Origin of the sequence: Acinetobacter sp. YH12098 (assembly GCF_013419235.1) — a bacterium.
GTDB classification, from domain to species: Bacteria; Pseudomonadota; Gammaproteobacteria; order Pseudomonadales; family Moraxellaceae; genus Acinetobacter; species Acinetobacter amyesii.
Genome location: NZ_VPAO01000010.1, coordinates 14,567 through 38,004, shown reverse-complemented (window position 1 = coordinate 38,004; position 23,438 = coordinate 14,567). Strand labels below are relative to the sequence as shown.

Here is a 23,438-nt window from a genome sequence, read left to right as displayed (position 1 = left end):
CTTAGCGGGTGAAGTAATGGTCTTGATGTTTACAATTACGGCAGAACAGGGTCACATAATCTGCGGCATCATAATCGACAGAGAGCTCTTGTGAACCACAGTACATGCAGCGCTTTGTGGAATAAAAATTTAAGCGAGGTTCGATTTTTTTCCAAGCATGGCGTATCGGTTGCACAAAGATACTTTCATCGAGTCCTAAAAAGTTAAAGAGCAAAATTTCACTCATTTTACTAAAGGGGAGTTGTGGCGGACGAGGTAGAGTAAAGGTTTCCCATTTTTCCTGTAAGCCACGTTCACGATATTGCTGTAAGGTCTTTTTTAACAGATTTGTATTAATGAAATTTTCATTACGCACTTGCAGAGCTTTTTGTTTATGTAGGTATTCGAGTGCTGACTGAATCATATAGTAAATCTGCCCAACCGCTAGATGGTCGAGTAGGCGATAACAGAACACTTGAAAGCTTTTATTCCCTGCAATTTGAATGCCCCATGTCTTACAGTAAAACTGCATGAATTGGACAATTTCTTGAAAAATTAGGAGATACAAACACTCTTTCACTTCGTCAGCACTTTTAAACGGAACACCCAAGGCTAAATTTTCATAAAACCAATGGCGAAGTTGCTGCGCGACACTAAAAAGACTGGGCTCCGAATATCCATCCAGACGGACATTGATATAATACTGTTCAGCTTGCAATGCATCATCTTTTACAATCAAAATTTGCTCATGTACGAGATGCTTTTTGAGCGACTGTTGAAAGAGATAATTCGGGCTGATGTTGTGATATTTAATAGCATCCCAGTCGATAAATTCTTGATGCGCCGTATGTTCTTGGACGTGATTATCCAATAAAGCCAGCAAAAAAAGTTTCTGTAAAAAACTCAGTTCACTTAATTCTCGTTCAACGATATCTTTATTTTTAAGTTTACGCTGTTCTTGTAAGCGGGTTTCTTTGAGTAGTTTTTTTCGTGCGGCCTGACAGTTTTCACAATGACAGTTGTATTGTTGTTCTGGAAATATTTGATGATGACAGTGGCTACACTGATAAAAATTAAATTCTTGCTCATCTAATTTTTCAGCATCTACCCAATACATAGATGCACGACACAACGGGCATTGCGTACTTTCATCCATTTGTTTGCGTAGAATATTGAACATGTTGCCAGCGTTTCTTGAAAGGTTAAATTGATTATACACATCTCTGTTTAAAGACGGGTTTGCAATTTCAGTTACAGCAGCTCAGGCGAGAAGTCGACAAATAAAAAAAGCTGCATAGTGATGATGCAGCTTTTAGTTAGAATGGATTATTAATAGGCGGCTGGGCATGGGATCGATTCGTCCTCCTCTCCAAGTTGTTTGGCTTGTATTAAAGCTTGCACTTTTTTAGACGCCACTTTTTTAGTGCCTAATGCACTATATGAGTTAAGTAATGAACTGACCTCAAAGGCTTTGAGTGGAATCCCTTCGCAAGTCATAAACATTGCAATTACTTGATGGTCGATATTTGCAGCATCAAGCGCTTGCAGGGTCTTCATATTTTCAATACGGATGATGTGTTCTTTAATAAACATAATGCACCTCTTTTTGTTTTAGCCTGATGATTTTGCTTTTGGCAATTAAGTAGATGCAAAACGCATGCTCAAATGTTTTGAGTAGACATTTTAAAGCAGATAAACGGCATATTGTTTTATTAAGATATTGAAAATAAATTATTAATTTAAAAGTAACAAAATAATATTGATGCGTATTACTATCTCAGATGAATTCTAAAACTGCTTAAACTGTTGAAAAAGAAACATCTTGGTGCAAGGTCTAAACAGAAGTATGCAATCAAATCTAAATCAGAATATTGATATGATTCGAGAGTTAAGGTGCTTTTTTGGAAGGAATCAGCTAAGCGATTGGATTTGAAAAGTATATTTGTATATATAGAGCTTATAATTCTAATGATCTGGGCTTCTCGAAATGAAACCAAGCGGAATCTACTGAAATTGATACATAGTATGATTCAGCTGGATTTCTAAAGGTTTTGATCTTTTTTTATCCTTTCTTTGTATGGAATACATATGTCAGACGCACTTAAAAACAGCAATATCACCCGTATGCAATTATATAAGCAGTCACAGGGTACGGTTGGTGCGCTGATTATTGGGCATGATCAAACACTGGAAAAGACGATCGAGTTACTTGGCCTGGCGCAGCAACATCAAGTATCTAAAATTTATGTGGCGGGTGCGACGGCAGAAATTCAGCAATTCCTCACTTCAAAAGTCACGGCATTTCAATTTTACTTTGCTGCAGACTATGACAGCGCACTCGATTTAATTTTTGCAAATCAATAATCCTCTAAGTCTTAAGCAGGTAAGTTTGAGCGCAATAATTTGAACGTACAGATGGATTAAGCACCTGTACTTTCTCTGTCTAGTATATAGGCGCTTTATTTATTTTAGGTAGATAAAAAATTTGCACATTGTCATAGCTGTACTCAACTCAGGCATTTATTTTGCTTAAACATGGCGAAAATATGTGCCAGCCTTTAAATTATTCTATAAAGATGATTGAAAACAACATGCGCTGAGCCCATATATAAATCATTGTAAATGCGAAGACAGCTTATGCATCTTGTCGTATGATCAAGTCATTCACAATGTGTTCAAAAAGCTGATGAAGCAATAACTAAGGAATAGGACGAGATATGAATATTGCGGCAAATCCAGTGGTCGAAGCAGACCAAACTGTTTATTTAAAAGATTATCAAAAACCATCATTTGTCGTAGATAGTATCGATCTTGATATTCAAGTCTTTGATAAGCATACCAATGTCAATGCAAAATTAGTGATGCAGCGTCAAACGGCTGGAGATTTGGTGTTATTGGGTCGTGATTTGGAACTCAAATCAATTCGCTTAAATGGTCAAGTTTTGCCAGCAGATGCCTATGTTGTAGATGCAGAACAACTGGTAATTTCAAATGCACCTGACCAAGCTTTCATTGAAACCGAAGTCGTGATTCATCCTGAAAGCAATACTCAACTCGAAGGTTTATACCAAGCGGCAGGCGATTTATTCGTTACCCAAAACGAGCCTGAAGGCTTCCGTAAAATGACCTATTATCCTGACCGTCCTGATGTGCTATCGGTATTTACCACACGTGTTGAAGCGGATAAAAAATTCCCTGTATTACTTGCCAATGGTAATTTGATTGAAGCGGGTGAAACCGATGAAGGTCGTCATTATACCGTTTGGCAAGATCCAACCAAAAAACCATCGTATCTATTTGCTTGTGTGATTGGTGATTTGGCAGTACTCAAAGACTCATACGTGACGTCTGAAGGTCGTAATGTTGCTTTAGAAATCTATGCAGAAGAAAAAGACATTCCAAAATGTCATATTGCCATGGAAGCTTTAAAGCACTCAATGCGTTGGGACGAAGAACATTATGGTCGTCCTTATGATTTAGACAATTATATGATCGTGGCAACCAGTGCATTTAACATGGGTGCAATGGAAAACAAAGGTTTGAATATTTTCAACACCTCTTGTGTGCTTGCTGATGAAGAATACACCACAGATGCAGCGATCATGCGTGTTCAGTCTGTGATTGCACATGAATACTTCCATAACTGGACAGGTAACCGTATTACATGTCGTGATTGGTTCCAACTTTGTTTAAAAGAAGGTTTGACGGTATTCCGTGATCAGTCGTTCTCAGAAGATTTACAATCTGCTGCGGTACAACGAATCGATGATGTTGCAGTATTAAAATCACATCAGTTCCCAGAAGATTCAGGCCCGCTTTCACATCCACCGCGTCCAGATCATTTTGTTGAAATTAATAACTTTTATACCGCAACAGTGTATGAAAAAGGTGCGGAAATCAACCGCATGATGGCAACACTCCTGGGCAAAGAAAAATTCCGCGCAGGTACAGACGAATATTTCAAACGCCATGATGGTCAAGCCGTGACTGTTGAAGATTGGGTAGCAGCACTGACAGCGGGTTCAGGTGTAGATTTGTCGAGTTTTTTGATTTGGTATAACCAACCGGGTACACCAAAACTTGAAGCAAAAGGTGAGTACGATGCTGCAAATCAAACTTATACTTTAAGCTTCAAACAAAGCTTAAAAGCTCATCCGAAATATCCAAATTTAAAAGCTGTGCCTATTCCTGTGGCTTTGGCATTGTTTGATGCGACGAGTGGTGAACAGTTAGTTCTCAGCTCAGATGCATTGGTTGAAAATGGCATCAAAGATGGCGTGTATTTATTTGATACCGATACTGCAACCATTACATTTAGCGGTGTAAAAACCCAGCCTGTTGTGTCTTTACTGCGTAATTTCTCTGCACCCGTTAATCTTGAATTTAACTATTCAGATAAAGAGCTTGCTTTCCTGATGCAGTACGAGCCGAATGGTTTTAACCAATGGCAAGCTAGCCAAACCTTGTTAGAACGCATTTTGTTAAATGGCCATGATGCCGACATCTATGTTCAAGCCATTCAAAATACATTACCGGCATTGGTTGAGCGTGATCCATTACTTGCTTCACGTTTATTCGATGTACCGACAGAGGGTTATTTAGGTAGCCGTATTGATACCGACTACAGTCCTGCTAAAGTGCAGGAACAGCGTGAAGCACTGTTAAGTCGTGTGGCACGTGAGTTAGGTTCATTCTTTAAAGAGACTTATGCAACTTTAGACCCAGATGCGCAGAAAGAGTTTTCACAAGCTATGGGTGTTCGTGCATTGAAAAACATTATGTTGAGCATGATGGCACGTCAAGGCGATGCATCTGTATTTGAATTGGCTTATGAACAATTCAGCTCAACAGGCAATATGTCTGAACGTCTTGGTGCTTTAAAAGTATTGGTTTGGAATGATGCACCACAAGCACAGCAAGCTTTAGAAACCTTTTATACACGCTTTAAAAATGAAGCTTTGTCGATGGACCAATGGTTTATGTTGCAAGCGGCACATCCGAAAGCAACTGCGGAAACCATTAAGGCACTGACTGCTCATCCTGATTATGACTTGAAAGTACCGAACCGTATTCGTGCGGTTACTGGTGGCTTAAATAGCAATCCTGTCAACACTTGGAGCTTTGGTGTGCAGCATATTGTTGAATTAGCAAAATTCCTCGATGAGAAAAATCCAATTGTCGGTTCACGGTTACTGCAAATTTTGTCCCGTTGGTACACGTTGGCAGAGCCGCAGCGTAGTGAAGTCAAAGCCGAACTTGAAGCGCTTAAACCTGTCGTGAAATCGAAGAATGTATCAGAAACCTTAAATAGCATGTTAAGTGTTTAATCATTCAACCTCTCTGTACGATTGATTTGAGTTAAATCACTCCTACTAAAATGAGCCTGTTGTCATGGGTATGGCAGCAGGCTTTTTTATATCCAGTCTTTTAATCCAATCTTTAGCTAGGATTGAAAATCAATCATGTTTAGAAGACATAAACTGAATGATATTCTCTAATTATTTATTTAAATTACATAATATTTGCAATACAAATCACATAATGGCGTTACAATGATGTGAGTTTATCGTATTTATCACTGTATGCGGTAAGTCATCCAAGTTTTTGAATGTTTAGATTTTTTATCTATTTCATTATGCAATATTTTTGAGGCGAGTCATGTTAGTTAAGGTTGATGATGGTTTTTATTTAAACTCACATCATATTATTGCAATTCGGATTAATAGAGATTTGCTTGATACCTTTGTTGTTTCTGTAGAATACACACCGAACAGTGTGCAAAATACGGGTGTATTTGAAAAAAAATTCAATGCGCGCCGCGATGCAGAACAATACTTACAGACTCTGAATCAAATCATTGGTAAATCGTAAAAGCTAAAGTGCATATCGTGGATATTGTCTAGATTGAAAGCGACATGATATGAATCAGACTTAGATTGACGTCTAGCAAAAGGGATGAAGCGCATCCCTTTTTTTGTGCTTATTTGAGCGAAACTAATGCGAAGAATTGAAAATTAATAATTCTATTGATACGACTCGATTTGCACGTCGGATATTTTCCTGACATGCTGTAGCCATCCAAAATGAGTTAAAACTATATGCGAATCAGTATTGTGGGTGCAGGTCGTGTTGCACACCATTTGCTCAATGTACTTCATCCACAACATCACATTGTGCAAGTTTATGCGCGAAATCTTGATAAGGCAGAAAAACTTGCAGCAACTGTAGGTGCAGAAGCTATTCATAACCCAGCTAAGTTGAATGCTGAGATTGATCTTTTGATCATTGCGGTGAGCGACCAGTCGATTGCAACCGTTATTCAGCAAGTTACAGCCTATCTGCCACAGGTTTTGATCGTGCATACTTCAGGTAGCACCAATATCACGGTACTGACCCAGCAGCATTTGCGAGCAGGGGTGTTTTATCCTTTACAAACCTTTAGTTTAGATCGAGATGTGGACTGGACGTCTACACCGATCTTTGTAGAAGCCGCGGATTCTAAAGATTTGAGGACACTAACAGATTTAGCAAACAGCATGAGTCAAAGGGTTTATCAATATGATTCGGCACAACGTTTAAGTCTGCATCTTGCTGCGGTGTTCGCATGTAATTTTAGTAATTATTGTTATGACATGGCAAAGCAGGTTGTCGATGCAAAATACGTCGATTTTAGCTTGCTTTATCCATTGATTTTAGAGACAGCCAATAAAGCGACTCAGGCTGAACCGCGTAACATGCAAACAGGCCCTGCAATGCGTGGGGATCAAAATATCATGCAGATGCATGCCAATATGCTTGGGCAAGCGGATCAAGTCGATCTGAAAGCGGTCTATGAAATGCTGAGTCAGCAGATTTTTGAGCATCATCAGAAATAAACAATCTATAAAGAACAATGAATATTTATTAGCATAGAAATACATGTCAATCAGGATGTTACATGGCAAAAGATTTTAATAACCCGCAAGTGGTCGAAAGTTATGATGCGCATATTCGAAAATTAATTCCCGGCTATGAACTTGTCCATCAGCAGATTCAGGCGGTGTTGAATTGCTATGTCACTGAAGATGCCCATGTACTGATCATTGGATGTGGGACGGGCTATGAACTGGGGTATCTCATGGCCTTGAATCCAACATGGTCATTTACCGTTACAGAATTGTCTGAAAATATGCTGAATCAAACACGGCAACGAGTTGAAGCCGCTGGACAGTTGCATCGCGTCAATTTTGTTTTGGGCAGTCATACCACTTTTGAGCAGATGAGTTGTTTTGATGCAGTTCTGAGTATTTTGGTGACGCATTTCATTCCGTTGCCAGAGAAAACGGTCTTTTTAGTAAAAGCATTTGAACTTCTTAAACCTCAGGGCATTTTTTTAAGTTTTGACTTGATGCAAGCTAATTCGAATTTTGAGCAACGTGTACTGCCTGAGTTTTGCCAAATGCAAGGTTTATCTGCTGCGCAAGCGACAAAAATGATGCAGCGTTTAGAGGATGACTTTGAACTGATTAGCCAGCAGCACTATCAAAGCTTACTGACGGAAATAGGCTTTGATCAAATTTATTGTTTCAGTCAAATCTTTAGCTATGCGGCTTACAGTGCATTTAAAACGGCTATGGATTAAAAGAATAAAGACCAAGTTTGAGTGTATTAAGTTTATCGATCATTTTCACCGATATAGTTACTACGTTGCATGAGTGACGCTTGCATCATAATTTTGATCAATAGTCTCATTTTTTCTTGCTCGGTATCGCGCTCATTATTTTAAGAAAGAAACTTTTCAGTCAGCGTTAAATCACTTATTGTGCATTTATAAAAAGAATCAATTGGATGAAAATAATGTCAAAAATGGAATTTGATTACATTGTGATTGGTGGCGGAAGTGCGGGGTGCGTACTGGCTGCACGCCTCAGTGAAGATCCGAATATATCTGTGTGCTTGTTAGAAGCAGGTGGGCAAGGTGATCAGTGGACGGTCAATATTCCAGCTGCATGCGTGGTGAGCTTGCCGACCAAGATCAATAATTGGGGCTTTGAAACTGTGCCGCAAGCTGGCTTGAATGGTCGTAAAGGCTATCAACCGCGTGGAAAATGCCTTGGCGGTTCATCCAGTATTAATGCCATGATTTATATTCGTGGACATAAAAATGATTATGATCAATGGGCAGCACAGGGCAATACTGGCTGGTCATATGATGAGGTCTTGCCATATTTTATTCGCTCAGAAAATAACAACCGAATACACAATGAATTCCACGGAAATGACGGCCCTCTATCCGTCACAGATGTACAAAGTGACAATATTTTCCATCAACGCTATACCGAAGCGGCTCGTGCACAAGGCCATAAAGTCCTCGATGATTTTAATGGTGCAGAACAAGAAGGCTTAGGGGTTTATCAAGTTACGCATATCAATGGAGAGCGTTGTAGTGTGGCGCGTGCGTACTTATTTCCACATTTAGATCGGCCAAATTTAACCGTATTGACCAAAGCAACAACGCATAAAATTACCATAGAGCATCAAGTTGCGACTGGTGTAGAAGTACAACATGCAGGGCAAATGAAACACCTAAAAGCCAGACGTGAAGTCTTGCTCAGTGCCGGAGCGATGCAGTCACCGCAGATTTTAATGTTGTCTGGAGTGGGAGATCAGGCCGAGCTACAAGCGCATGGCATTGAATTGAAGCACCATTTACCGGGTGTAGGAAAGAACTTCCACGATCATCCCGATTTCATTTTTGGTTATAAAGTCAAAGAATATCAAGGCACATTTGGGGTGTCCTTACCAGGCTCAATTGATATGTTTAAGCAGATCAGTCGCTATCGTAAGGAGCGACGGGGCATGATTGCTTCAAATTTTGCAGAATGTGGTGGTTTTCTAAAGTCTTCACCCGATTTAGCGATACCAAATTTGCAATTACACTTTGTCGTCGCGTTAGTAGATGATCATGCACGGAAATTTCACGCAAGCCATGGTTTGTCTTGTCATGTGTGTCTGCTCAATCCAAGAAGTCGCGGTACGATCAAATTGAGTGGTTCCAGTGTCAATGATCCATTATTGATTGATCCAAACTTTTTAGGGGATGAACAGGATTTAGAAGATTTGGTACAAGGCTTTAAGTTGACGCAGCAATTAATGATGTCGCCGTCTTTATCGATTCATTATCAGCAAGATTTATTTACCTCACTGGTCAAAACCGATGATGACATACGTGCAATCTACGTCAGCGTGTGGATACGGTTTATCACCCTGTCGGCAGTTGTAAGATGGGCGTAGATGAGATGTCTGTGGTTGACCCTGAATTGAAAGTCTACGGGATTCAAAACCTTCGTGTAGTCGATGCTTCTATTATGCCTTCTGTGGTGAATGGCAATACCAATGCGCCGACAGTGATGATTGCTGAAAAAGCCGTGGATATGATTCGACAAAGTCAGCTCCAAGCGCAAGTAGCCTAGTGGTTATTTGTTTTTATGTGATTTGAAACAACACAGAGAAATCTCAGATCAAAAATAGCAATAAAAAAACCACCGCTAACGGTGGTTTTTTGCTTCATTCAAAATTTAATTTACTTTTTTGAAGATGAAGTCATTAATTTTATGGCCTGCTTCAATTCCGCGACGTTCAAACTTAGTTTGTGGACGCCAGTCTGGACGAGGGTAGCTATTGCCTTTACCTGCAAGGTTTTCAAGACGTGGACGTTCTTCAAGCACTTCGATCATCCATTCAGCATACGGTTCCCAGTCAGTTGCTGAGTGGAATGTGCCGCCGATTTCTAATTTTTCTTCAACCAATGGCATACGGTCATGAGATACAAAACGACGTTTGAAATGACGTTTCTTCTGCCATGGATCTGGGAAGTATAATTGCACAGTATTAATACTGTTGTCTGGCATTTCACGTAGCACTTGGATGGCATCGGCATCCAATACTCGTAGGTTAGTTAAACCTGCAAGACCGGCTTCATACACACATTGAGCGATACCCGGAACATGCACTTCAATGCCGACAAAGTTGCGTTCTGGATTTGCTTTTGCCATTAGTACCAAAGAGCGGCCCATACCAAAACCGATTTCTACAGTTAGTGGGCGTTCAGGGTGTTCAAAATGCTGACGCAAATCACCAACAGGGTATTCCAAAATTAGATGACCATATTGTTCCAGCGCAGTACGTTGCGAAGTATTAAGTGGCGCAGAGCGGCGCATAAACGTCACGATTTCACGGTGTTCGTTTAGGTTATCCAGATCTACTGCGTGCTGGTCTAATTGATCGTTCGACATAACTTTGGCAAATGTAAAAAATTCGAATGCGGTATTTTAAGTCCTGAGATGCACAAGTCAAATTTTTTACCGTGAATAAATCCGCTTTTTGCTCAATCTCACCGACTGAAGCCGTGCTGAGCATTTGCAATGAGCAGTCAAATGCTCAGCTCAAAAGTGATGAAATAACATTAAGCTAGGCGTTTTTATCGTCAAGATCTTCATTATCAGCACCGTCAAGCTTAAACGGCAAAATGGCCTCAAGCACGGTACAACCCGGCTGTGACTGTATTTTAAATTCACCACCAATACGATGGATTCGCGTTTGCATACTGTGAAGGCCGACATGTAGGCCTTGCTCAACTTCGTCAGGGTTGAAGCCGATACCGTTATCTTCAATACGTAAGATCAGTTGAGTCTCTGTTTCGCACAAACTGAATTGAACTTTGCTTGCCTGACTGTGCTTTAAAATATTGGTTAGGGTTTCTTCAGCGACACGAGTCAAATTGAGACATTGGGTCGCAGTGGGTGAGTGAATCCATTCGGCAGCAAATTTCCAGCTTGAGCTCATGTCTAATTCTTCAAAGAGCTGTACAAAGCGATGGCGAATCGGCGCCGCCCATTCGATCGGGGTGTCTGGAACTTTCGTCCCTATACTTGAACCTGAATCGATGACTTGTCTTAAATCATTACGGAATAGTTTAAGCATCGACATGATTTGTGGTTTTTCAATTTTGTCATTTTGTTCTAACAATAAAATTGAACGGACAATTGATCCGCCTAAACCATCATGTAAGTCATGAGATAAATGAATTCGTTCTTGAAGTCGTGCATTTTCAAGCGCGAGTTGATGTTGTTGACCAAGTGAGGTCGCGAGTTTCAGTTCAGCTCGTTGTACATTTTCAGTTAAGGTCTTATTAAAACGTTCAATTTGACGGGTGTGTCGAGCTAAACGCAAAGCCAGTACGCCACCCAAAACGAGGGTCGTTAGTGGGCCAGTATATGGTGAGAGCGCATGGCCTTCCATGGTCATCATAAAGTGCGCATCATGTACCGCAATCGGTAAATAAATCAGATACAGCGTTGCAAGCAAATAGGTTTCGGCCATTTTGGCTTTATACGCCAAGTACGGATAGCTAATACATTTGGCCACAAAGACTAAAACAAAGAAGCTAAAACAAATTTGGATGACGGTTTTTAAATAAGCCTCTGGCGCAAAACCGATACAGAGCGCTGCGATAGTCGCAAGGCTTAATAATAGTTTTTGAATTCTCGGGAAGGGATGGTTTGCAAAATACCACGCACCAATACAGCCAAATACCGTATAAAAACAGAAAATAATATTTTGTAGGCGGTCGACCTGTACGGTGGTTAGAAATGCAATTGGCCCATTAAAAATGATACACAGGCTATAAAATACCCAAGCCATGCCTGTAATGGTTAACCATAAGTAAGCTCTTTCATTACGATTGGCGAGCCATGCTAAAAAAAAGAACACAGCCACGACGAAATTAATCATCGTATTCAGTTCGACTAATTGTCGTTGTTCGAGTAACCAAATTTTAAAGGTGTCGTAGACTTGCTGGTATTCCCCAATTTGAACTGAACTGAGTCCTGATTTTTGGGTCACCGAACCATACACTTGTACCCAAATGGTATTTACACCTTGCTTTAAACTCGAGCTAGGCAAGTTCAATAGTCTTGGTTGGTGTTGGCTTCGTGAAAAATGTTCTGCTGAAATATAGTCTTGCCAAAGTAGGGCATCGTTGATGTAAACCCGTCCACTTTGGGTAATGCCTTGTATGGCGATAGCAATGGGCTGATTTAACTGATGGAGGTCACAGTTCAACTTAAATTGGATTTTGTACCAAGCGATACCATGATAATCCGGCCAACGCTTATTCCAAGTGTCTGGAAGCTTTTGCAGATTTTGCCAACCTGTACGTGGGCGCTCTTGCTCGACAGCGCTTTTAGCTGTGGCAATATGGGTGATTTCAACAGGACAATGACTGCTTGAGATCTGTGGGGTGGCATTGGCAAAACTGGGTATAGCGATACAACATAGCAGGCAAAATAGACTCGCTAAGACCAGCAGCCGATTTGCTTGAATGCAGTGTCGTGACCAAAACCAAACCATCAAAATTCCCCCAATTTTGTGTATCCACAATTTAAAAAAATATATAGAAAGTCACATCAAATCTTTGTTTTATTATTGATAGTTATAATTTTATGAGATGAATTATACAGTTAAATCGAATGAATGGTGAATTTTTCTCTTTTTATAGGCTTAGTATTATATGTAATGTCATTACACATCAGAGCTTCGATCTTTGAAACCCTTTGCTATATACATCCTGCATAGGGTTTCAATAGGTCACACTTTATTGAAAATTGATTTGATTCAAAGTGAATATTCAAAAATCCATTAGTCACTGACACGGTCAAGTAAAGTGCTACTTGCTTCATTTAAGCCAAAGACCTCTACTTGAATGTGTTTTGACTCAAATTTTTGCACGACATTTTTTAAAATATTGACTGAGGTAATATCCCAAATATGGGCATGGCTCAGATCAATTCGTACATGACTAACAATCTCCTGAAAATCAAAAAATTGATAAAAACTCTCAGAGCTACTAAAGAAAATTTGCCCATAGACCGTGTAACTACGGACGTTGTCTTTAAGTTCTGATATGACTTTTACCGAACTTTCTAATTGATTGATAATAAACAACGCAGAGAGGAGCACACCAACCAATACGCCAAGCGCCAAGTTATGTGTTGCAAGCACCACGATCACCACAGTAATCATCACGACATTAAAAGACATCGGATGCTTTGAAAATTGCTTGACTGAATTCCATTGGAAAGTGGTGAACGATACCATGACCATAATCGCGACTAAGGCCGCCATTGGGACATAGGCCAACCAGTCTTTTAGGAACACCACTAAGCACAACAAAAATACACCTGCAACCAAAGTGGAGAGACGAGTTCGCGCGCCAGAGCTAACATTAATAATCGACTGACCAATCATGGCGCAACCTGCCATGCCGCCCATAAAGCCACTGACAATATTGGCAATCCCTTGACCACGACATTCCTGATGACGATCTCCTTCGGTTCCAGTGACTTCATTGATCACTGTCGTGGTCATCATGGTTTCTAATAGGCCAACTGTTGCTAGGGTGATGGAATAAGGGAAAATAATCGTGAAGGTTTCAAGATTGAAAGGAATTTCAGGAATCAAGAAAATAGGTAGAGTCTCTGGAAACTTACCCAAATCACTCACAGTACGCAGGTCTGCACCTAAAAATAATGCCAAGCCACTGAGGACAATAATGCAAATCAGCGGTGATGGAATAGCTTTGCCAATTTTTGGTAGATATGGAAACAGATAAATAATCGCAAGCCCTAAAAGCATAAACACATAGCCCAAACTATCCATCTTTGACATTTCAGGTAGCTGTGCGACAAAAATTAAAATCGCGAGAGCATTTAAAAAACCATACACCACTGACTGCGAGACGAAGCGCATAAGTTTTGCGACTTTAAAATAGCCAGCAATAATTTGAATCACACCAGTTAAAACCGTGGCAGCCAAAAGGTATTGCAAACCATGATCTTTGACCAATGTGATCATAAGTAAGGCCATAGCACCCGTAGCAGCAGAAATCATTGCTGTACGACCACCAAAAAAGGCAATGGTGACGGCAATACAAAACGAAGCGTACAAACCAACCTGAGGGTCAACCCCAGCAATAGCTGAAAAGGCGATCGATTCTGGAATTAGCGCCAGTCCAACCACCAAGCCTGCGAGCACATCGGTACGAATATTGGAAAACCATTGTTTTTTTTTAAGTTGTAACACGGTAACTTTTCATCAAATCTTAAACGCGGCTATGTTAAAACAACTGAGTATAAAAATGCATAACAGATTGACTTGAAATCTTCTTGATAATGGACAATAGTCAATGAGTATATGTGTTTCAGCATTTACGCTTTTTTGCAATTTACAGGTTTGATCACTTGAAAGTTTGACAGAAGAGATTTAAAACATTGAATAGTACATAACAAGGATCAGATATGAAGCTTTATTATTCTCCAGGTGCATGTTCATTAGCATCACATATAATTTTAAATGAAATTAATGTCGATTTTGATTTGGTCCGTGTTGACCTAAAAAACCATAAAACAGAAAAAGGGGTGGATTATTACGAGATCAACCCAAAAGGTTATGTACCTGCATTAGAAATTAACCCAGGTTTGATCCTGACCGAGAACGTGGCCATTTTACCGTTCCTTGCACAGCATGATCCAAAACAAGACTTAATTCCGCCATCAGGTTTAGGTCGTGCCAAAGTTTTAGAATGGCTTGGCTATTTGAACTCAGAATTACATGATGCTTATGCCGTATTCTTTGGTGCTCCACTAGATGCAGACGCTAAAGAAAAAGCCTATGCAGAAATTGATCGTTTATTGACATATATCGATAAAGCGATTGGTGAATCGGATAACGATTATTTAGTCGATGATAACTTCGGCCCAGCGGATGCCTATCTCTTTGTACTGACAAATTGGTCAAATGGCATCGGACATGATTTAACGCCATATAAAAATATCATTGCATTACGAAACAAAGTTGCAGAGCGCCAATCAGTTCAAATTGCGATGCGTGATGAAGGATTGATTCCTTAAGTTGTGTATTCAAATTGAATTAAAAAAACCGCCGAAATTGGCGGTTTTTTATTGCTCAGGTTTAGCTTAATACTCGAACTGTGTATAGAAATCATCAAAGTTAATATTTTTAAGCGTCAGTTGCTGTGGTGCTTTGAAGGTTGACCATTTGGTCTGAGTTTTGGCATCTTCAAACATATTGCCGCCTACAATTTCCTTACGTTTTAAGGTCGAAAAATTATAGCTTTTCGATGTTTCTTCACCAGAAGCTCGGTGAAAGCTATTGTAGTCAAAACCAATCAGGTCAAAGCGTTGATTTTGCCAACGGAAGGTATAACTATGTCGGGGCCATTCCCAGCCACCACAAGCCATAAAATAACTAAAATGAACGAGTAAATTGCCTTTACTGATTTGGATGTCTTCTGCTTCAGCAAGTGGATCAAGTAAGCATGAATTGGGCTGCTGAGCGACTGGGATACTGTTGTTTTCAACGATACGTTGATATCCCTTTGCGGTTTTAAAAAATACGATGAGTTGTCGTGGATGGTTATGAACGACTTTGCCATCGTCATCATAGGTCACCACATCGACTTTTTGTTTTTCCACGATCATCGCAATATCTGGCATTTGATCTTTGTTTAGGTCGCCAGTCGTAGCCATCAAAATCTCCCAACCTTGAGGCGCGAGTGATTTGGCTGTGCTGGGCACTTGGGCAGACAGCCAACTAGATGCGACACAAAGACTCAAAGTACAAAATATATGGGATATTTTCATTGTTATCAGGTTTTCAAAATCAAAAAAAGGACTCAATAGAGTCCTCTTTTATACCGTGAATGAGTTCTTATTTAAAGAAGTATCCAGTTTCAGGTGAACTGGCATTTGCCATGCGTTTACGCGGCATACGTCCTGCTAGGAATGCTTCACGACCTGCTTCAACTGCTTTTTTCATCGCTGAAGCCATCAGAACAGGGTTTTGTGCAGCTGCAATTGCTGTATTCATTAATACGCCATCACAGCCCAATTCCATCGCTATCGCTGCATCACTTGCTGTACCTACACCCGCATCGACCAAGACAGGCACTTTGGCATTGTCTTTAATGATCGAAATAGTATGTGGGTTGAGAATGCCTAAACCTGAGCCAATGAGACTACCTAAAGGCATAATCGCTACACAGCCCATGCTTTCCAGTTCTTGTGCCACAATCGGGTCATCTGAGGTATAAACCATGATTTCAAAGCCATCGTCAATCAATGTACGTGCAGCTTTTAAAGTCTCGGTAATATTTGGATATAAGGTTTTCTCATCGCCTAAAACCTCAAGTTTAACCAAATTGTGACCATCTAATAGTTCACGCGCCAACATGCAAGTACGGACCGCACTGTTCGCATCGAAACAACCTGCTGTATTTGGCAAAATCGTATATTTTTCAGGTGGAATTACAGAAAGCAAGTTCGGCTGGTCTGGATGCTGACCAATATTCACACGGCGAATGGCAACGGTCACAATTTCAGCACCACTGGCTTGAATGGCCTGGTCAGTTTCCGTTAAGTCCTTGTACTTACCTGTACCAACTAAAAGTCGTGAATTAAATGTACGTGAACCAATGATTAGGGGTGTATCTTCCATGGGAGCTCCATTTTAGCCGCCACCTACGGCATGAATAATTTCAATATGATCTTGCTCTGCAATTGGGGTTTGTTCCAATTTACTTTTCGAGATGATCATTTCATTTTTTTCAACAGCGAAGCGTTTGCCTTCCAGTTGTAATTGTTGAACCAATTGCAAGAGGTTGACACATTCGGTTTGTGTAGCTTCGCCGTTTAAATAGATTTGCATTTGTGGATTCCGTTCTTGCTGCCTTACCTATTGAATAAGGCCAAAATCTGTTGTTAATTATTTTGCGTATTTAAATGCATTCCAGGCCAATATGAGCCATCCAGCAATCATCAACGCTCCACCAATTGGGGTAATGGCACCGAGACCGCGTGGTAAGCCTAGAGCCATCACATATAAAGAACCACAGAAGAAGAAAATACCAACTTGTATAAGGAGGAAACTAGCTTTTATTGGAAGTTGGGGAATGACTTTAGATAAGATCGCGAGGGCAAGTAAGCCCAGTGCATGATAAAAGAAATAGTCCGTTGCAGTTTGCCACCAAGCCAATTGGGCTTCAGTCGCGCGCGCTTTTAATCCGTGTGCACCAAAGGCACCAAGCATCACAGCAAAAGCTAAGTTAAGTGCGGAAATGGCAATCCACATGTGCATTCACCTTAACAAAATTTGCGCATAACCATAGCATATTTAGTACCTTGGGTTAAAGCAAAAATGCCCAAAGTTTTTGTGTTGCAGTTTGTCATTCGACAATATTCAGGCATAAAAAAAAGAGCATCGAAATGCTCTTTTTTAGTATGACTGGGAAAAGCCTTCAACTTAGTTTGAAGACATTGCGACTTTAATTTTTTCCATCGCATTTTTTTCCAACTGACGAATACGTTCAGCAGATACATTATATTCCGCCGCCAATTCATGCAGTGTCGACTTTTCGTCATCTAACCAGCGACGTTGTAAGATGTTACGTGAACGATCATCCAGCTGATCCATGGCTTCATGTAAAGCTGAAGTACTTTGTTCTTCGTAGTCTTCATCTTCCGCTAAACGCGCAGGGTCGTAACGGTTATCTTCGAGATAAAGGGCAGGAGCAACATGAGTCGAACCTTCATCGTCATCATCACCTTGAGCTTCAAATGCAGCATCATAAGCGGTTAAACGGCCTTCCATTTCCAAGACTTGTTCGGGTGTCACATTTAAGTCATTGGCAATTGACTGTGCTTCAGCCAAAGTTAATTTTTTAGACGACTTTTTTAAGCTACGTAAATTAAAGAATAATTTACGCTGTGCTTTAGTGGTCGCAATTTTGACAATACGCCAGTTACGAATCACATATTCATGAATTTCTGCTTTAATCCAATGCACAGCAAAAGATACGAGACGTACGCCCATATTTGGGTCAAAACGTTTTACCGCTTTCATTAAGCCCAAGTTACCTTCTTGAATCAGGTCACCTTGTGGCAAGCCGTAGCCTGCATAGCTACGTGCGATATGCACAACAAAACGAAGATGCGACATCACCAGCATTTTAGCTGCGTCTAAATCTTGGTCGTAATAATAACGCTCGGCCAGCTCTTTTTCTTGTTCGGCCGATAAAATTGGAATCTGATTAACAGTACTAATATAAGCACCAAGATTCACCCCAGGTGCCGATAATGACAGGGGCATCAATTGATTGCTGCTGTCACTCATGTTTTCTCCTTGAGAACTAAAAATGGGTAAGCCCAATAACTAAGATTCATCTTAATCCAATATTTCCGTAAATTATGGAAAATTGGGTATAGAAATGTAAACTTTTATTCAATTATGAAGCAATTTAGTTTAACTGAATCTTTTTAAGATTCAATTAAGTAATGAAACTCAGAATCTGAAATTTTGCGCATTTCACAGTTTAACTGATGTATTTGACAGTATCGTGATACATCTTGTTGGCTGTGCGGATCGGATGACTTTAACAATAAAGATTGGTCTGGACTTTTCTTTAAAGCTTTTTTCAGCATCAATAGCGGCATCGGGCAGGGTTTACCCATTGCATCTATAGTTAAAAGCGAATTTTGGCTGTCACTCACGAAGCAGATCCAACATGTTTACATTTCAATGGAAATATTAGCAAATACAGTGCCAAATCCCAACCTAAAATAGGCAAAAATCCTTTGTGATTTATAACTCAAACGATGTGAAAAAATAAGAATATTCAAAAGGAAAATAGATCAAAAAAATCTATTATTTGCGGTAAACCCGTGTTAAGCTCGTTGCGTTATTAAGATTTTTGTTGTCTGTGAAGCCTCTTAACTCTTGATATATTTGGATGTAACCGGGATTTTGTTGATAGTTTTACAGAATGATTACAAGCTTAGAAATAAAAATATTTTTTAACCTTGTTTGGTCTGCTGTTTGCAACACCGGGTGGTCCTTCTTTTTTAAATACGATAAGGATTAACTTATGACAGCTCGTGAACAAGGCGTTGTTAAATGGTTCAACGACACTAAAGGCTTTGGCTTTATTCAACGTAACGGCGGCGACGACGTATTCGTTCATTTCCGCGCAATTATGGGCGAAGGCCACCGTTCACTTCGTGACGGTCAACGCGTAGAATTCAGCGTTGTTAAAGGTCAAAAAGGCTTCCAAGCTGAAGAAGTACAACCTTTAGACTAATCGTCTGAATGTACTCAAAAACGCTCCAATGTAAATTGGGGCGTTTTTTGTTTATAATGCTTCAGCAATTTTGTGATTATTCAATTAGGGCACATCTATATGTCATCAGGTTTTGAAACCTTAAATTTACATCCGAACCTTAAAAAAGCCATTGATGCTTTAGGTTTTAAGGATATGACGCCTATTCAGCAAAAGGTTTTAAAATTTACATTGGCTGGACATGACGCTATTGGTCGTGCTCAAACTGGTACTGGTAAGACTGCGGCTTTCTTGGTCAGTGTGATCAATGACTTGTTGAATAATCCAATTAAAGAACAGCGTTATCGTGGTGAACCGCGTGCATTGATTCTTGCACCAACGCGCGAACTTGCTTTGCAAATTGAAAGTGATGCAAAAGAATTAGTGAAATACACTGATCTCAATGTCATGACTTTGCTCGGTGGGGTAGATTTTGATAAGCAAAAAAATCTATTAAATCGTAATTTTGTCGACATTATGGTGGCGACACCGGGTCGCTTAATTGACTTTGTTGAACAAAAAGAAGTTTGGCTCGATCAAATAGAATTTTTAGTGATCGATGAAGCTGACCGTCTTTTAGATATGGGCTTTATTCCTTCAGTGAAACGTATCGTGCGCTTTTCACCACGTAAAGAACAACGCCAAACGCTAATGTTCTCTGCGACGTTTAGTTATGATGTTTTAAATTTGGCACAGCAATGGTTGTTTGAACCAGTAACTGTTGAAATTGAACCTGAGAAAAAAACTAATGCAGATGTAGAGCAACGTGTCTACATGGTGGCGAAGTCTGATAAATATAAATTGCTGGAAGACATCTTACGTGATGAACCAATTGAAAAAGTTATGATCTTTGCCAATCGTCGTGATCAAGTGCGTAAACTTTATGATCACCTCAAAAAAGATGGTTATAAAGTGGTGATGTTGTCAGGTGAAATCGCTCAAGATAAACGTTTGAAAATGCTTGATCAGTTCAAAAATGGTCAACATAACATCATGATTGCAACAGACGTTGCGGGTCGTGGTATCCATGTTGATGGCGTTTCGCATGTGGTGAACTTTACACTTCCTGAACAGTCGGATGATTATGTACACCGTATCGGTCGTACAGGTCGTGCGGGTACTCGTGGTGTGAGTATCAGTTTCTTGTCTGAAGATGATGCTTTTTCATTACCTGAAATTGAAAAAGCCATTGGTCAAAAATTACCTTTAACCCGTTTAGACGGTTATTGCTAATTTTTGCTTCAAAAAAAGCCTGCAGATTTGCAGGCTTTTTTTATTTCATCTCGACTATTTCATAACAATTATTTCATGACGATAATTTCATTTTGAGTTAATGACAAAACGACATCACAGACTAACGTTTTAGTTGGCACGGCAACTAAAGGTCAGTACAGTTTGGTAATCATCATCTTTGCTGATACTGCTGCTATTTCCTGTAATGGTGCCAAGTACGCCAGCCGCAGCCTGAATCATTTGACCTGTCTTTTCATCGACCACGCCTTTTAAAACACCGTTGTATTCTTGCTTTTCATCCACGACAACAGGGGTCGCATTTTTACCACAGGTACTATTTGCTGCTGCAATTGCATTATTTTTTGCCGCTAAACTGGTTTTACCTACGGCAGTCACTTCATATTGATTATTCGGTTTTTGAATCGCTAAAGATTTTGTTGGCGTAGATGTACATGCAGCTAAAAGCACAGTTGCGCTTAGCGTGCTAACAATGGCAACAGTTTTGTTGAATTTTTTCATGCGGTGCCCCGAGTTAGAAACAATTTGATTTATTTGAACATAAAATTTCTTATAGAACAGGGAACTGCTGTACAAGTTATGCGGTTTTTTTATAGTAAATCTGTGAATAAAGCTGACTTAACAAATAAGCACCGAGTCTGATGTAAACATTCTAGAGTAAGTTATTGAGAATATGCTAATCTTGAGCAAACGTTTTAAAGTACAGTGTATAGATGTCAATTCTAAAATCAGCAGTTGATACAGTTCATCAAAATATTCATCAGCGTCAGTCGATTGGTCATTTAATTGAACCTGCGCCGAATGCTGAGCAATTGGAAAATGCGTTTCAAGCCGCTTTAACGGCGCCAGATCATCATCGTCTTAAGCCTACGCGTTTCGTGATTATTCCTGAAACTGAACGTGAAGCATTTGGTGAATTACTTTCACATGCCTTAGCTGATACTGGACAAACAGAAGAAGCGCAGTTGGAACGTGTGAAATACCATCCATTTCGTGCGCCACTATTGGTTTTGGCTTTAACTCAATTACAAGATCATCCCAAAGTTCCGCATTTCGAACAAATCTTAAGTTCAGGCGCAGCAGTACAAAACTTTTTGCTCTCTTTACAAGTACAGGGCTTTTCAACCATGTGGCGTAGTGGGGCGGTGGTTGAATCTAAATTGTTTAAACAAGCCTTAGGCTTAACGGAAAATGATTTGATTTCAGGCATTATTTATATCGGTACAGCAGTGAAAGCAATTCCACCGCGTGCTGAAATACAGTCTGCTGACTTTGTAAGCCATTGGCATAAAGCAAACCAATAAAAGTGAAAAATAGTTCGATTGAACAAGATCGATCAGTAAAGAAATTAGGATAAAAGAACAATGTCAGAACTTGATTTTGCAAGTCTTGTTAGCCCTGTGTCAGTTGACCAAAAAACTGCACTGCGTGTTACGGTATTGGGTGGCGGGAGTTTTGGTACTGCGATGGCCAATACCGCAGTACGTAATGGCTGTGACACCATGATATGGATTCGTGATGAGGCGGCGGCTGCGGATATCAATGCAACACATATCAATAAACGTTACTTGCCAGATTTTCAATTAGAAGCTGGGTTGCTCGCTGTTTCAGATTTAGAAAAAGCAGTATGTAATCGTGACATTATTTTAGTGGCTATTCCGAGCCATTCTTTCCGTAGTGTTTTACAGCAGATCAAACCTTTTATCACGTCACAAGCAGTGGTGTCTTTGACCAAAGGTATTGAAGCCAATACCTTTAGTTTTATGAGCGATATTATTCGTGAAGAACTTCCTGAAGTCCCTTATGGTGTGCTTTCAGGGCCAAACTTGGCGAAGGAAATTGTTGCGGGACAACCTGCGGGGACTGTGATTGCAAGCCAATCTGAACTGGTTCGTTATGCAGTTCAACAAGCGCTACACAGTGCTTTGTTCCGTGTGTTTGCAAGTGATGATGTGCATGGTGTGGAATTGGGCGGTGCACTGAAAAATATCTATGCAGTCGCGATGGGTTTAGCTGCAGCTTATGGTGTCGGTGAAAATACCAAGAGTATGATTTTGACACGTGCTTTGGCAGAAATGAGCCGCTTTGCAGTGAAATTAGGCGCAAACCCATTAACATTCCTAGGTTTATCTGGTGTCGGTGATTTATTTGCAACTTGTAGTAGTCCGCTCAGTCGTAATTACCAAGTCGGTTTTGCACTCGGCAGTGGTAAAAGCTTAGAACAAGCGACCAAAGAACTAGGACAAACTGCGGAAGGGATTAATACTATTGTGCAAGTACGCGCACGCTCTGAAGAGCTCGGTGTATATATGCCAATTACCAGTGCATTGTATGAAGTGATTTTTGAAGGTGCGCCGGCCCTGAACATTGCATTGTCATTGATGAAAAATGGACATCGCAGTGACGTTGAATTTGTCTTGCCACATCAGCAAGTTTAAGTTTGCTGATTAATATGCAATACACATAGCTTTGTCATACTGGCTGTATATAATGTGCGGAATAGAATAAGGAAATTTTATGCAACTGACATTGGTTAGGCATGGCGAAGCTGCTCCACCTGTAATGGGGAATGATGAAAAGCGTCCATTAACAGCGCGTGGACAAACTCAAGCAGCAGAAACTGCAGCATATTTGAAAGATTTAATTCAACCAGACGTTTTTGTGGTGAGTCCGTTATTGCGTGCGCAGCAAACACTTTCATTTTTGCAAAAACATTTTCCACATGTGCCAGTGGTTATTTGTAATACCATCAAACCGGAAGATGATGCCAAAGTTGCAGTGGAGTGGTTGTCACATTTACCGTATGAGTCTATTGTGGTGGTGTGCCATATGAACGTTGTGGCACATATGGCCAGTGTTTTGGTCTCAGAATATTTTAATCCCTATGCTTTGGCAGAAGCGCGTATTTATGAACAAGCGGTCATTGCTCCAGGGTTATCAACACAAATTAAAACGTTTATACCATCAACATAAAAACCAATTAAAACGGCAGAAAAAT

Annotated in this window: 23 protein-coding genes and 1 pseudogene; 12 read left to right on the top strand and 12 right to left on the bottom strand. The window is 40.1% G+C overall.

Annotated features, from left to right (window positions below; all coding sequences use genetic code 11):
* Nucleotide 1: 1 nt before the first annotated feature.
* Both FTU38_RS04335 and FTU38_RS04330 read right to left on the bottom strand, forming a co-directional pair.
* On the bottom strand, nucleotides 2–1,159 hold the full coding sequence (locus FTU38_RS04335; protein WP_180110636.1) for a hypothetical protein: 1,158 nt from the start codon (nucleotides 1,157–1,159) through the stop codon (nucleotides 2–4).
* A 149-nt stretch (nucleotides 1,160–1,308) separates the two neighbouring features.
* Nucleotides 1,309–1,572: a hypothetical protein gene (locus FTU38_RS04330; protein WP_078193641.1), complete on the bottom strand. Its 264-nt coding sequence runs from the start codon at nucleotides 1,570–1,572 to the stop codon at nucleotides 1,309–1,311.
* Nucleotides 1,573–2,067: 495 nt separating this feature from the next.
* Here FTU38_RS04330 and FTU38_RS04325 point away from each other — a divergent pair, with 495 nt between their 5' ends.
* The 6 genes and pseudogenes from FTU38_RS04325 (at nucleotide 2,068) to FTU38_RS04300 (ending at nucleotide 9,431) form a co-directional block, all read left to right on the top strand.
* Complete coding sequence (locus FTU38_RS04325) at nucleotides 2,068–2,343, top strand: hypothetical protein (protein ID WP_180110635.1); 276 nt, start codon at nucleotides 2,068–2,070, stop codon at nucleotides 2,341–2,343.
* 353 nt (nucleotides 2,344–2,696) lie between these two features.
* The gene (pepN, locus tag FTU38_RS04320) at nucleotides 2,697–5,306 is read left to right on the top strand and encodes an aminopeptidase N (protein WP_180110634.1); all 2,610 of its coding nucleotides are present in this window, start codon (nucleotides 2,697–2,699) and stop codon (nucleotides 5,304–5,306) included.
* Between the two features lie 331 nt (nucleotides 5,307–5,637).
* Nucleotides 5,638–5,850 (top strand): hypothetical protein, encoded by a 213-nt coding sequence (locus FTU38_RS04315; protein WP_180003031.1) that lies wholly within the window; start codon nucleotides 5,638–5,640, stop codon nucleotides 5,848–5,850.
* A gap of 227 nt (nucleotides 5,851–6,077) precedes the next feature.
* On the top strand, nucleotides 6,078–6,854 hold the full coding sequence (locus FTU38_RS04310) for a Rossmann-like and DUF2520 domain-containing protein (RefSeq protein WP_180110633.1): 777 nt from the start codon (nucleotides 6,078–6,080) through the stop codon (nucleotides 6,852–6,854).
* Between the two features lie 62 nt (nucleotides 6,855–6,916).
* Nucleotides 6,917–7,600, top strand: coding sequence for a class I SAM-dependent methyltransferase (locus FTU38_RS04305; protein ID WP_180110632.1), 684 nt, complete (start codon nucleotides 6,917–6,919; stop codon nucleotides 7,598–7,600).
* Between the two features lie 215 nt (nucleotides 7,601–7,815).
* A pseudogene (locus FTU38_RS04300) lies at nucleotides 7,816–9,431 on the top strand (GMC family oxidoreductase).
* 105 nt (nucleotides 9,432–9,536) lie between these two features.
* Here FTU38_RS04300 and trmB read toward each other — a convergent pair.
* From trmB to FTU38_RS04285, 3 genes are all read right to left on the bottom strand, one after another.
* Complete coding sequence (gene trmB, locus FTU38_RS04295; protein WP_078188891.1) at nucleotides 9,537–10,253, bottom strand: tRNA (guanosine(46)-N7)-methyltransferase TrmB; 717 nt, start codon at nucleotides 10,251–10,253, stop codon at nucleotides 9,537–9,539.
* A 175-nt stretch (nucleotides 10,254–10,428) separates the two neighbouring features.
* A complete protein-coding gene (locus FTU38_RS04290) occupies nucleotides 10,429–12,369 on the bottom strand; it encodes a sensor histidine kinase (RefSeq protein WP_180110631.1) in 1,941 nt (646 codons plus the stop codon).
* A gap of 288 nt (nucleotides 12,370–12,657) precedes the next feature.
* The gene (locus tag FTU38_RS04285; protein ID WP_180110630.1) at nucleotides 12,658–14,100 is read right to left on the bottom strand and encodes a SulP family inorganic anion transporter; all 1,443 of its coding nucleotides are present in this window, start codon (nucleotides 14,098–14,100) and stop codon (nucleotides 12,658–12,660) included.
* Nucleotides 14,101–14,315: 215 nt separating this feature from the next.
* Between FTU38_RS04285 and FTU38_RS04280 the strand changes: the two genes are divergently transcribed.
* Nucleotides 14,316–14,927 carry a glutathione binding-like protein gene (locus FTU38_RS04280; RefSeq protein WP_078188886.1) on the top strand — a complete coding sequence of 204 codons (612 nt, stop codon included), beginning with the start codon at nucleotides 14,316–14,318 and terminating at the stop codon, nucleotides 14,925–14,927.
* A 66-nt stretch (nucleotides 14,928–14,993) separates the two neighbouring features.
* On the opposite strand, the gene FTU38_RS04275 is transcribed toward FTU38_RS04280, so the two are convergent.
* From FTU38_RS04275 to FTU38_RS04250, 6 genes are all read right to left on the bottom strand, one after another.
* The gene (locus FTU38_RS04275) at nucleotides 14,994–15,566 is read right to left on the bottom strand and encodes a hypothetical protein (protein WP_180041314.1); all 573 of its coding nucleotides are present in this window, start codon (nucleotides 15,564–15,566) and stop codon (nucleotides 14,994–14,996) included.
* Nucleotides 15,567–15,747: 181 nt separating this feature from the next.
* Entirely contained in the window at nucleotides 15,748–16,533 is a 786-nt protein-coding gene (locus FTU38_RS04270) for a thiazole synthase (protein WP_180041316.1), read from the bottom strand.
* 12 nt (nucleotides 16,534–16,545) lie between these two features.
* Nucleotides 16,546–16,743, bottom strand: coding sequence for a sulfur carrier protein ThiS (gene thiS / locus FTU38_RS04265; protein ID WP_111885686.1), 198 nt, complete (start codon nucleotides 16,741–16,743; stop codon nucleotides 16,546–16,548).
* A 57-nt stretch (nucleotides 16,744–16,800) separates the two neighbouring features.
* A complete protein-coding gene (locus FTU38_RS04260; RefSeq protein WP_180010328.1) occupies nucleotides 16,801–17,166 on the bottom strand; it encodes a DUF423 domain-containing protein in 366 nt (121 codons plus the stop codon).
* A gap of 171 nt (nucleotides 17,167–17,337) precedes the next feature.
* On the bottom strand, nucleotides 17,338–18,207 hold the full coding sequence (gene rpoH, locus FTU38_RS04255) for an RNA polymerase sigma factor RpoH (RefSeq protein WP_078188879.1): 870 nt from the start codon (nucleotides 18,205–18,207) through the stop codon (nucleotides 17,338–17,340).
* A 143-nt stretch (nucleotides 18,208–18,350) separates the two neighbouring features.
* Entirely contained in the window at nucleotides 18,351–18,545 is a 195-nt protein-coding gene (locus FTU38_RS04250; RefSeq protein ID WP_078189214.1) for a sulfurtransferase TusA family protein, read from the bottom strand.
* A gap of 413 nt (nucleotides 18,546–18,958) precedes the next feature.
* On the opposite strand from FTU38_RS04250, the gene FTU38_RS04245 reads away from it, so the two are divergent.
* Together FTU38_RS04245 and rhlB are read left to right on the top strand one after the other, a co-directional pair.
* A complete protein-coding gene (locus FTU38_RS04245; protein ID WP_005014923.1) occupies nucleotides 18,959–19,171 on the top strand; it encodes a cold-shock protein in 213 nt (70 codons plus the stop codon).
* A 99-nt stretch (nucleotides 19,172–19,270) separates the two neighbouring features.
* Nucleotides 19,271–20,422 carry an ATP-dependent RNA helicase RhlB gene (gene rhlB / locus FTU38_RS04240; RefSeq protein ID WP_180003018.1) on the top strand — a complete coding sequence of 384 codons (1,152 nt, stop codon included), beginning with the start codon at nucleotides 19,271–19,273 and terminating at the stop codon, nucleotides 20,420–20,422.
* Between the two features lie 129 nt (nucleotides 20,423–20,551).
* Here the strand turns inward: rhlB and FTU38_RS04235 are convergent, their stop codons facing one another.
* On the bottom strand, nucleotides 20,552–20,941 hold the full coding sequence (locus FTU38_RS04235; RefSeq protein ID WP_180110628.1) for a hypothetical protein: 390 nt from the start codon (nucleotides 20,939–20,941) through the stop codon (nucleotides 20,552–20,554).
* A gap of 212 nt (nucleotides 20,942–21,153) precedes the next feature.
* Between FTU38_RS04235 and FTU38_RS04230 the strand changes: the two genes are divergently transcribed.
* The 3 genes from FTU38_RS04230 (at nucleotide 21,154) to FTU38_RS04220 (ending at nucleotide 23,413) form a co-directional block, all read left to right on the top strand.
* Nucleotides 21,154–21,744: a nitroreductase family protein gene (locus FTU38_RS04230; RefSeq protein WP_218954047.1), complete on the top strand. Its 591-nt coding sequence runs from the start codon at nucleotides 21,154–21,156 to the stop codon at nucleotides 21,742–21,744.
* 60 nt (nucleotides 21,745–21,804) lie between these two features.
* On the top strand, nucleotides 21,805–22,878 hold the full coding sequence (locus FTU38_RS04225; protein WP_180041318.1) for an NAD(P)H-dependent glycerol-3-phosphate dehydrogenase: 1,074 nt from the start codon (nucleotides 21,805–21,807) through the stop codon (nucleotides 22,876–22,878).
* A 79-nt stretch (nucleotides 22,879–22,957) separates the two neighbouring features.
* Nucleotides 22,958–23,413, top strand: coding sequence for a histidine phosphatase family protein (locus FTU38_RS04220; protein ID WP_180110627.1), 456 nt, complete (start codon nucleotides 22,958–22,960; stop codon nucleotides 23,411–23,413).
* Nucleotides 23,414–23,438 lie beyond the last annotated feature (25 nt).

Excerpts from the sequence above, each read along its gene's own strand:
- FTU38_RS04325 (WP_180110635.1), top strand. The coding sequence starts at position 2,068 with ATGTCAGACGCACTTAAAAACAGCAATATCACCCGTATGCAATTATAT.
- thiS (WP_111885686.1), bottom strand. The coding sequence starts at position 16,743 with ATGCAAATCTATTTAAACGGCGAAGCTACACAAACCGAATGTGTCAAC.
- FTU38_RS04315 (WP_180003031.1), top strand. The coding sequence starts at position 5,638 with ATGTTAGTTAAGGTTGATGATGGTTTTTATTTAAACTCACATCATATT.
- FTU38_RS04235 (WP_180110628.1), bottom strand. The coding sequence starts at position 20,941 with ATGAAAAAATTCAACAAAACTGTTGCCATTGTTAGCACGCTAAGCGCA.
- FTU38_RS04305 (WP_180110632.1), top strand. The coding sequence starts at position 6,917 with ATGGCAAAAGATTTTAATAACCCGCAAGTGGTCGAAAGTTATGATGCG.
- FTU38_RS04260 (WP_180010328.1), bottom strand. The coding sequence starts at position 17,166 with ATGTGGATTGCCATTTCCGCACTTAACTTAGCTTTTGCTGTGATGCTT.
- FTU38_RS04280 (WP_078188886.1), top strand. The coding sequence starts at position 14,316 with ATGAAGCTTTATTATTCTCCAGGTGCATGTTCATTAGCATCACATATA.
- FTU38_RS04225 (WP_180041318.1), top strand. The coding sequence starts at position 21,805 with ATGTCAGAACTTGATTTTGCAAGTCTTGTTAGCCCTGTGTCAGTTGAC.
- FTU38_RS04245 (WP_005014923.1), top strand. The coding sequence starts at position 18,959 with ATGACAGCTCGTGAACAAGGCGTTGTTAAATGGTTCAACGACACTAAA.
- FTU38_RS04220 (WP_180110627.1), top strand. The coding sequence starts at position 22,958 with ATGCAACTGACATTGGTTAGGCATGGCGAAGCTGCTCCACCTGTAATG.
- rpoH (WP_078188879.1), bottom strand. The coding sequence starts at position 18,207 with ATGAGTGACAGCAGCAATCAATTGATGCCCCTGTCATTATCGGCACCT.
- FTU38_RS04275 (WP_180041314.1), bottom strand. The coding sequence starts at position 15,566 with ATGGCTACGACTGGCGACCTAAACAAAGATCAAATGCCAGATATTGCG.
- FTU38_RS04270 (WP_180041316.1), bottom strand. The coding sequence starts at position 16,533 with ATGGAAGATACACCCCTAATCATTGGTTCACGTACATTTAATTCACGA.
- rhlB (WP_180003018.1), top strand. The coding sequence starts at position 19,271 with ATGTCATCAGGTTTTGAAACCTTAAATTTACATCCGAACCTTAAAAAA.
- FTU38_RS04250 (WP_078189214.1), bottom strand. The coding sequence starts at position 18,545 with ATGGGTAAACCCTGCCCGATGCCGCTATTGATGCTGAAAAAAGCTTTA.
- FTU38_RS04290 (WP_180110631.1), bottom strand. The coding sequence starts at position 12,369 with ATGGTTTGGTTTTGGTCACGACACTGCATTCAAGCAAATCGGCTGCTG.
- FTU38_RS04330 (WP_078193641.1), bottom strand. The coding sequence starts at position 1,572 with ATGTTTATTAAAGAACACATCATCCGTATTGAAAATATGAAGACCCTG.
- FTU38_RS04310 (WP_180110633.1), top strand. The coding sequence starts at position 6,078 with ATGCGAATCAGTATTGTGGGTGCAGGTCGTGTTGCACACCATTTGCTC.
- FTU38_RS04230 (WP_218954047.1), top strand. The coding sequence starts at position 21,154 with ATGTCAATTCTAAAATCAGCAGTTGATACAGTTCATCAAAATATTCAT.
- pepN (WP_180110634.1), top strand. The coding sequence starts at position 2,697 with ATGAATATTGCGGCAAATCCAGTGGTCGAAGCAGACCAAACTGTTTAT.
- FTU38_RS04335 (WP_180110636.1), bottom strand. The coding sequence starts at position 1,159 with ATGTTCAATATTCTACGCAAACAAATGGATGAAAGTACGCAATGCCCG.
- trmB (WP_078188891.1), bottom strand. The coding sequence starts at position 10,253 with ATGTCGAACGATCAATTAGACCAGCACGCAGTAGATCTGGATAACCTA.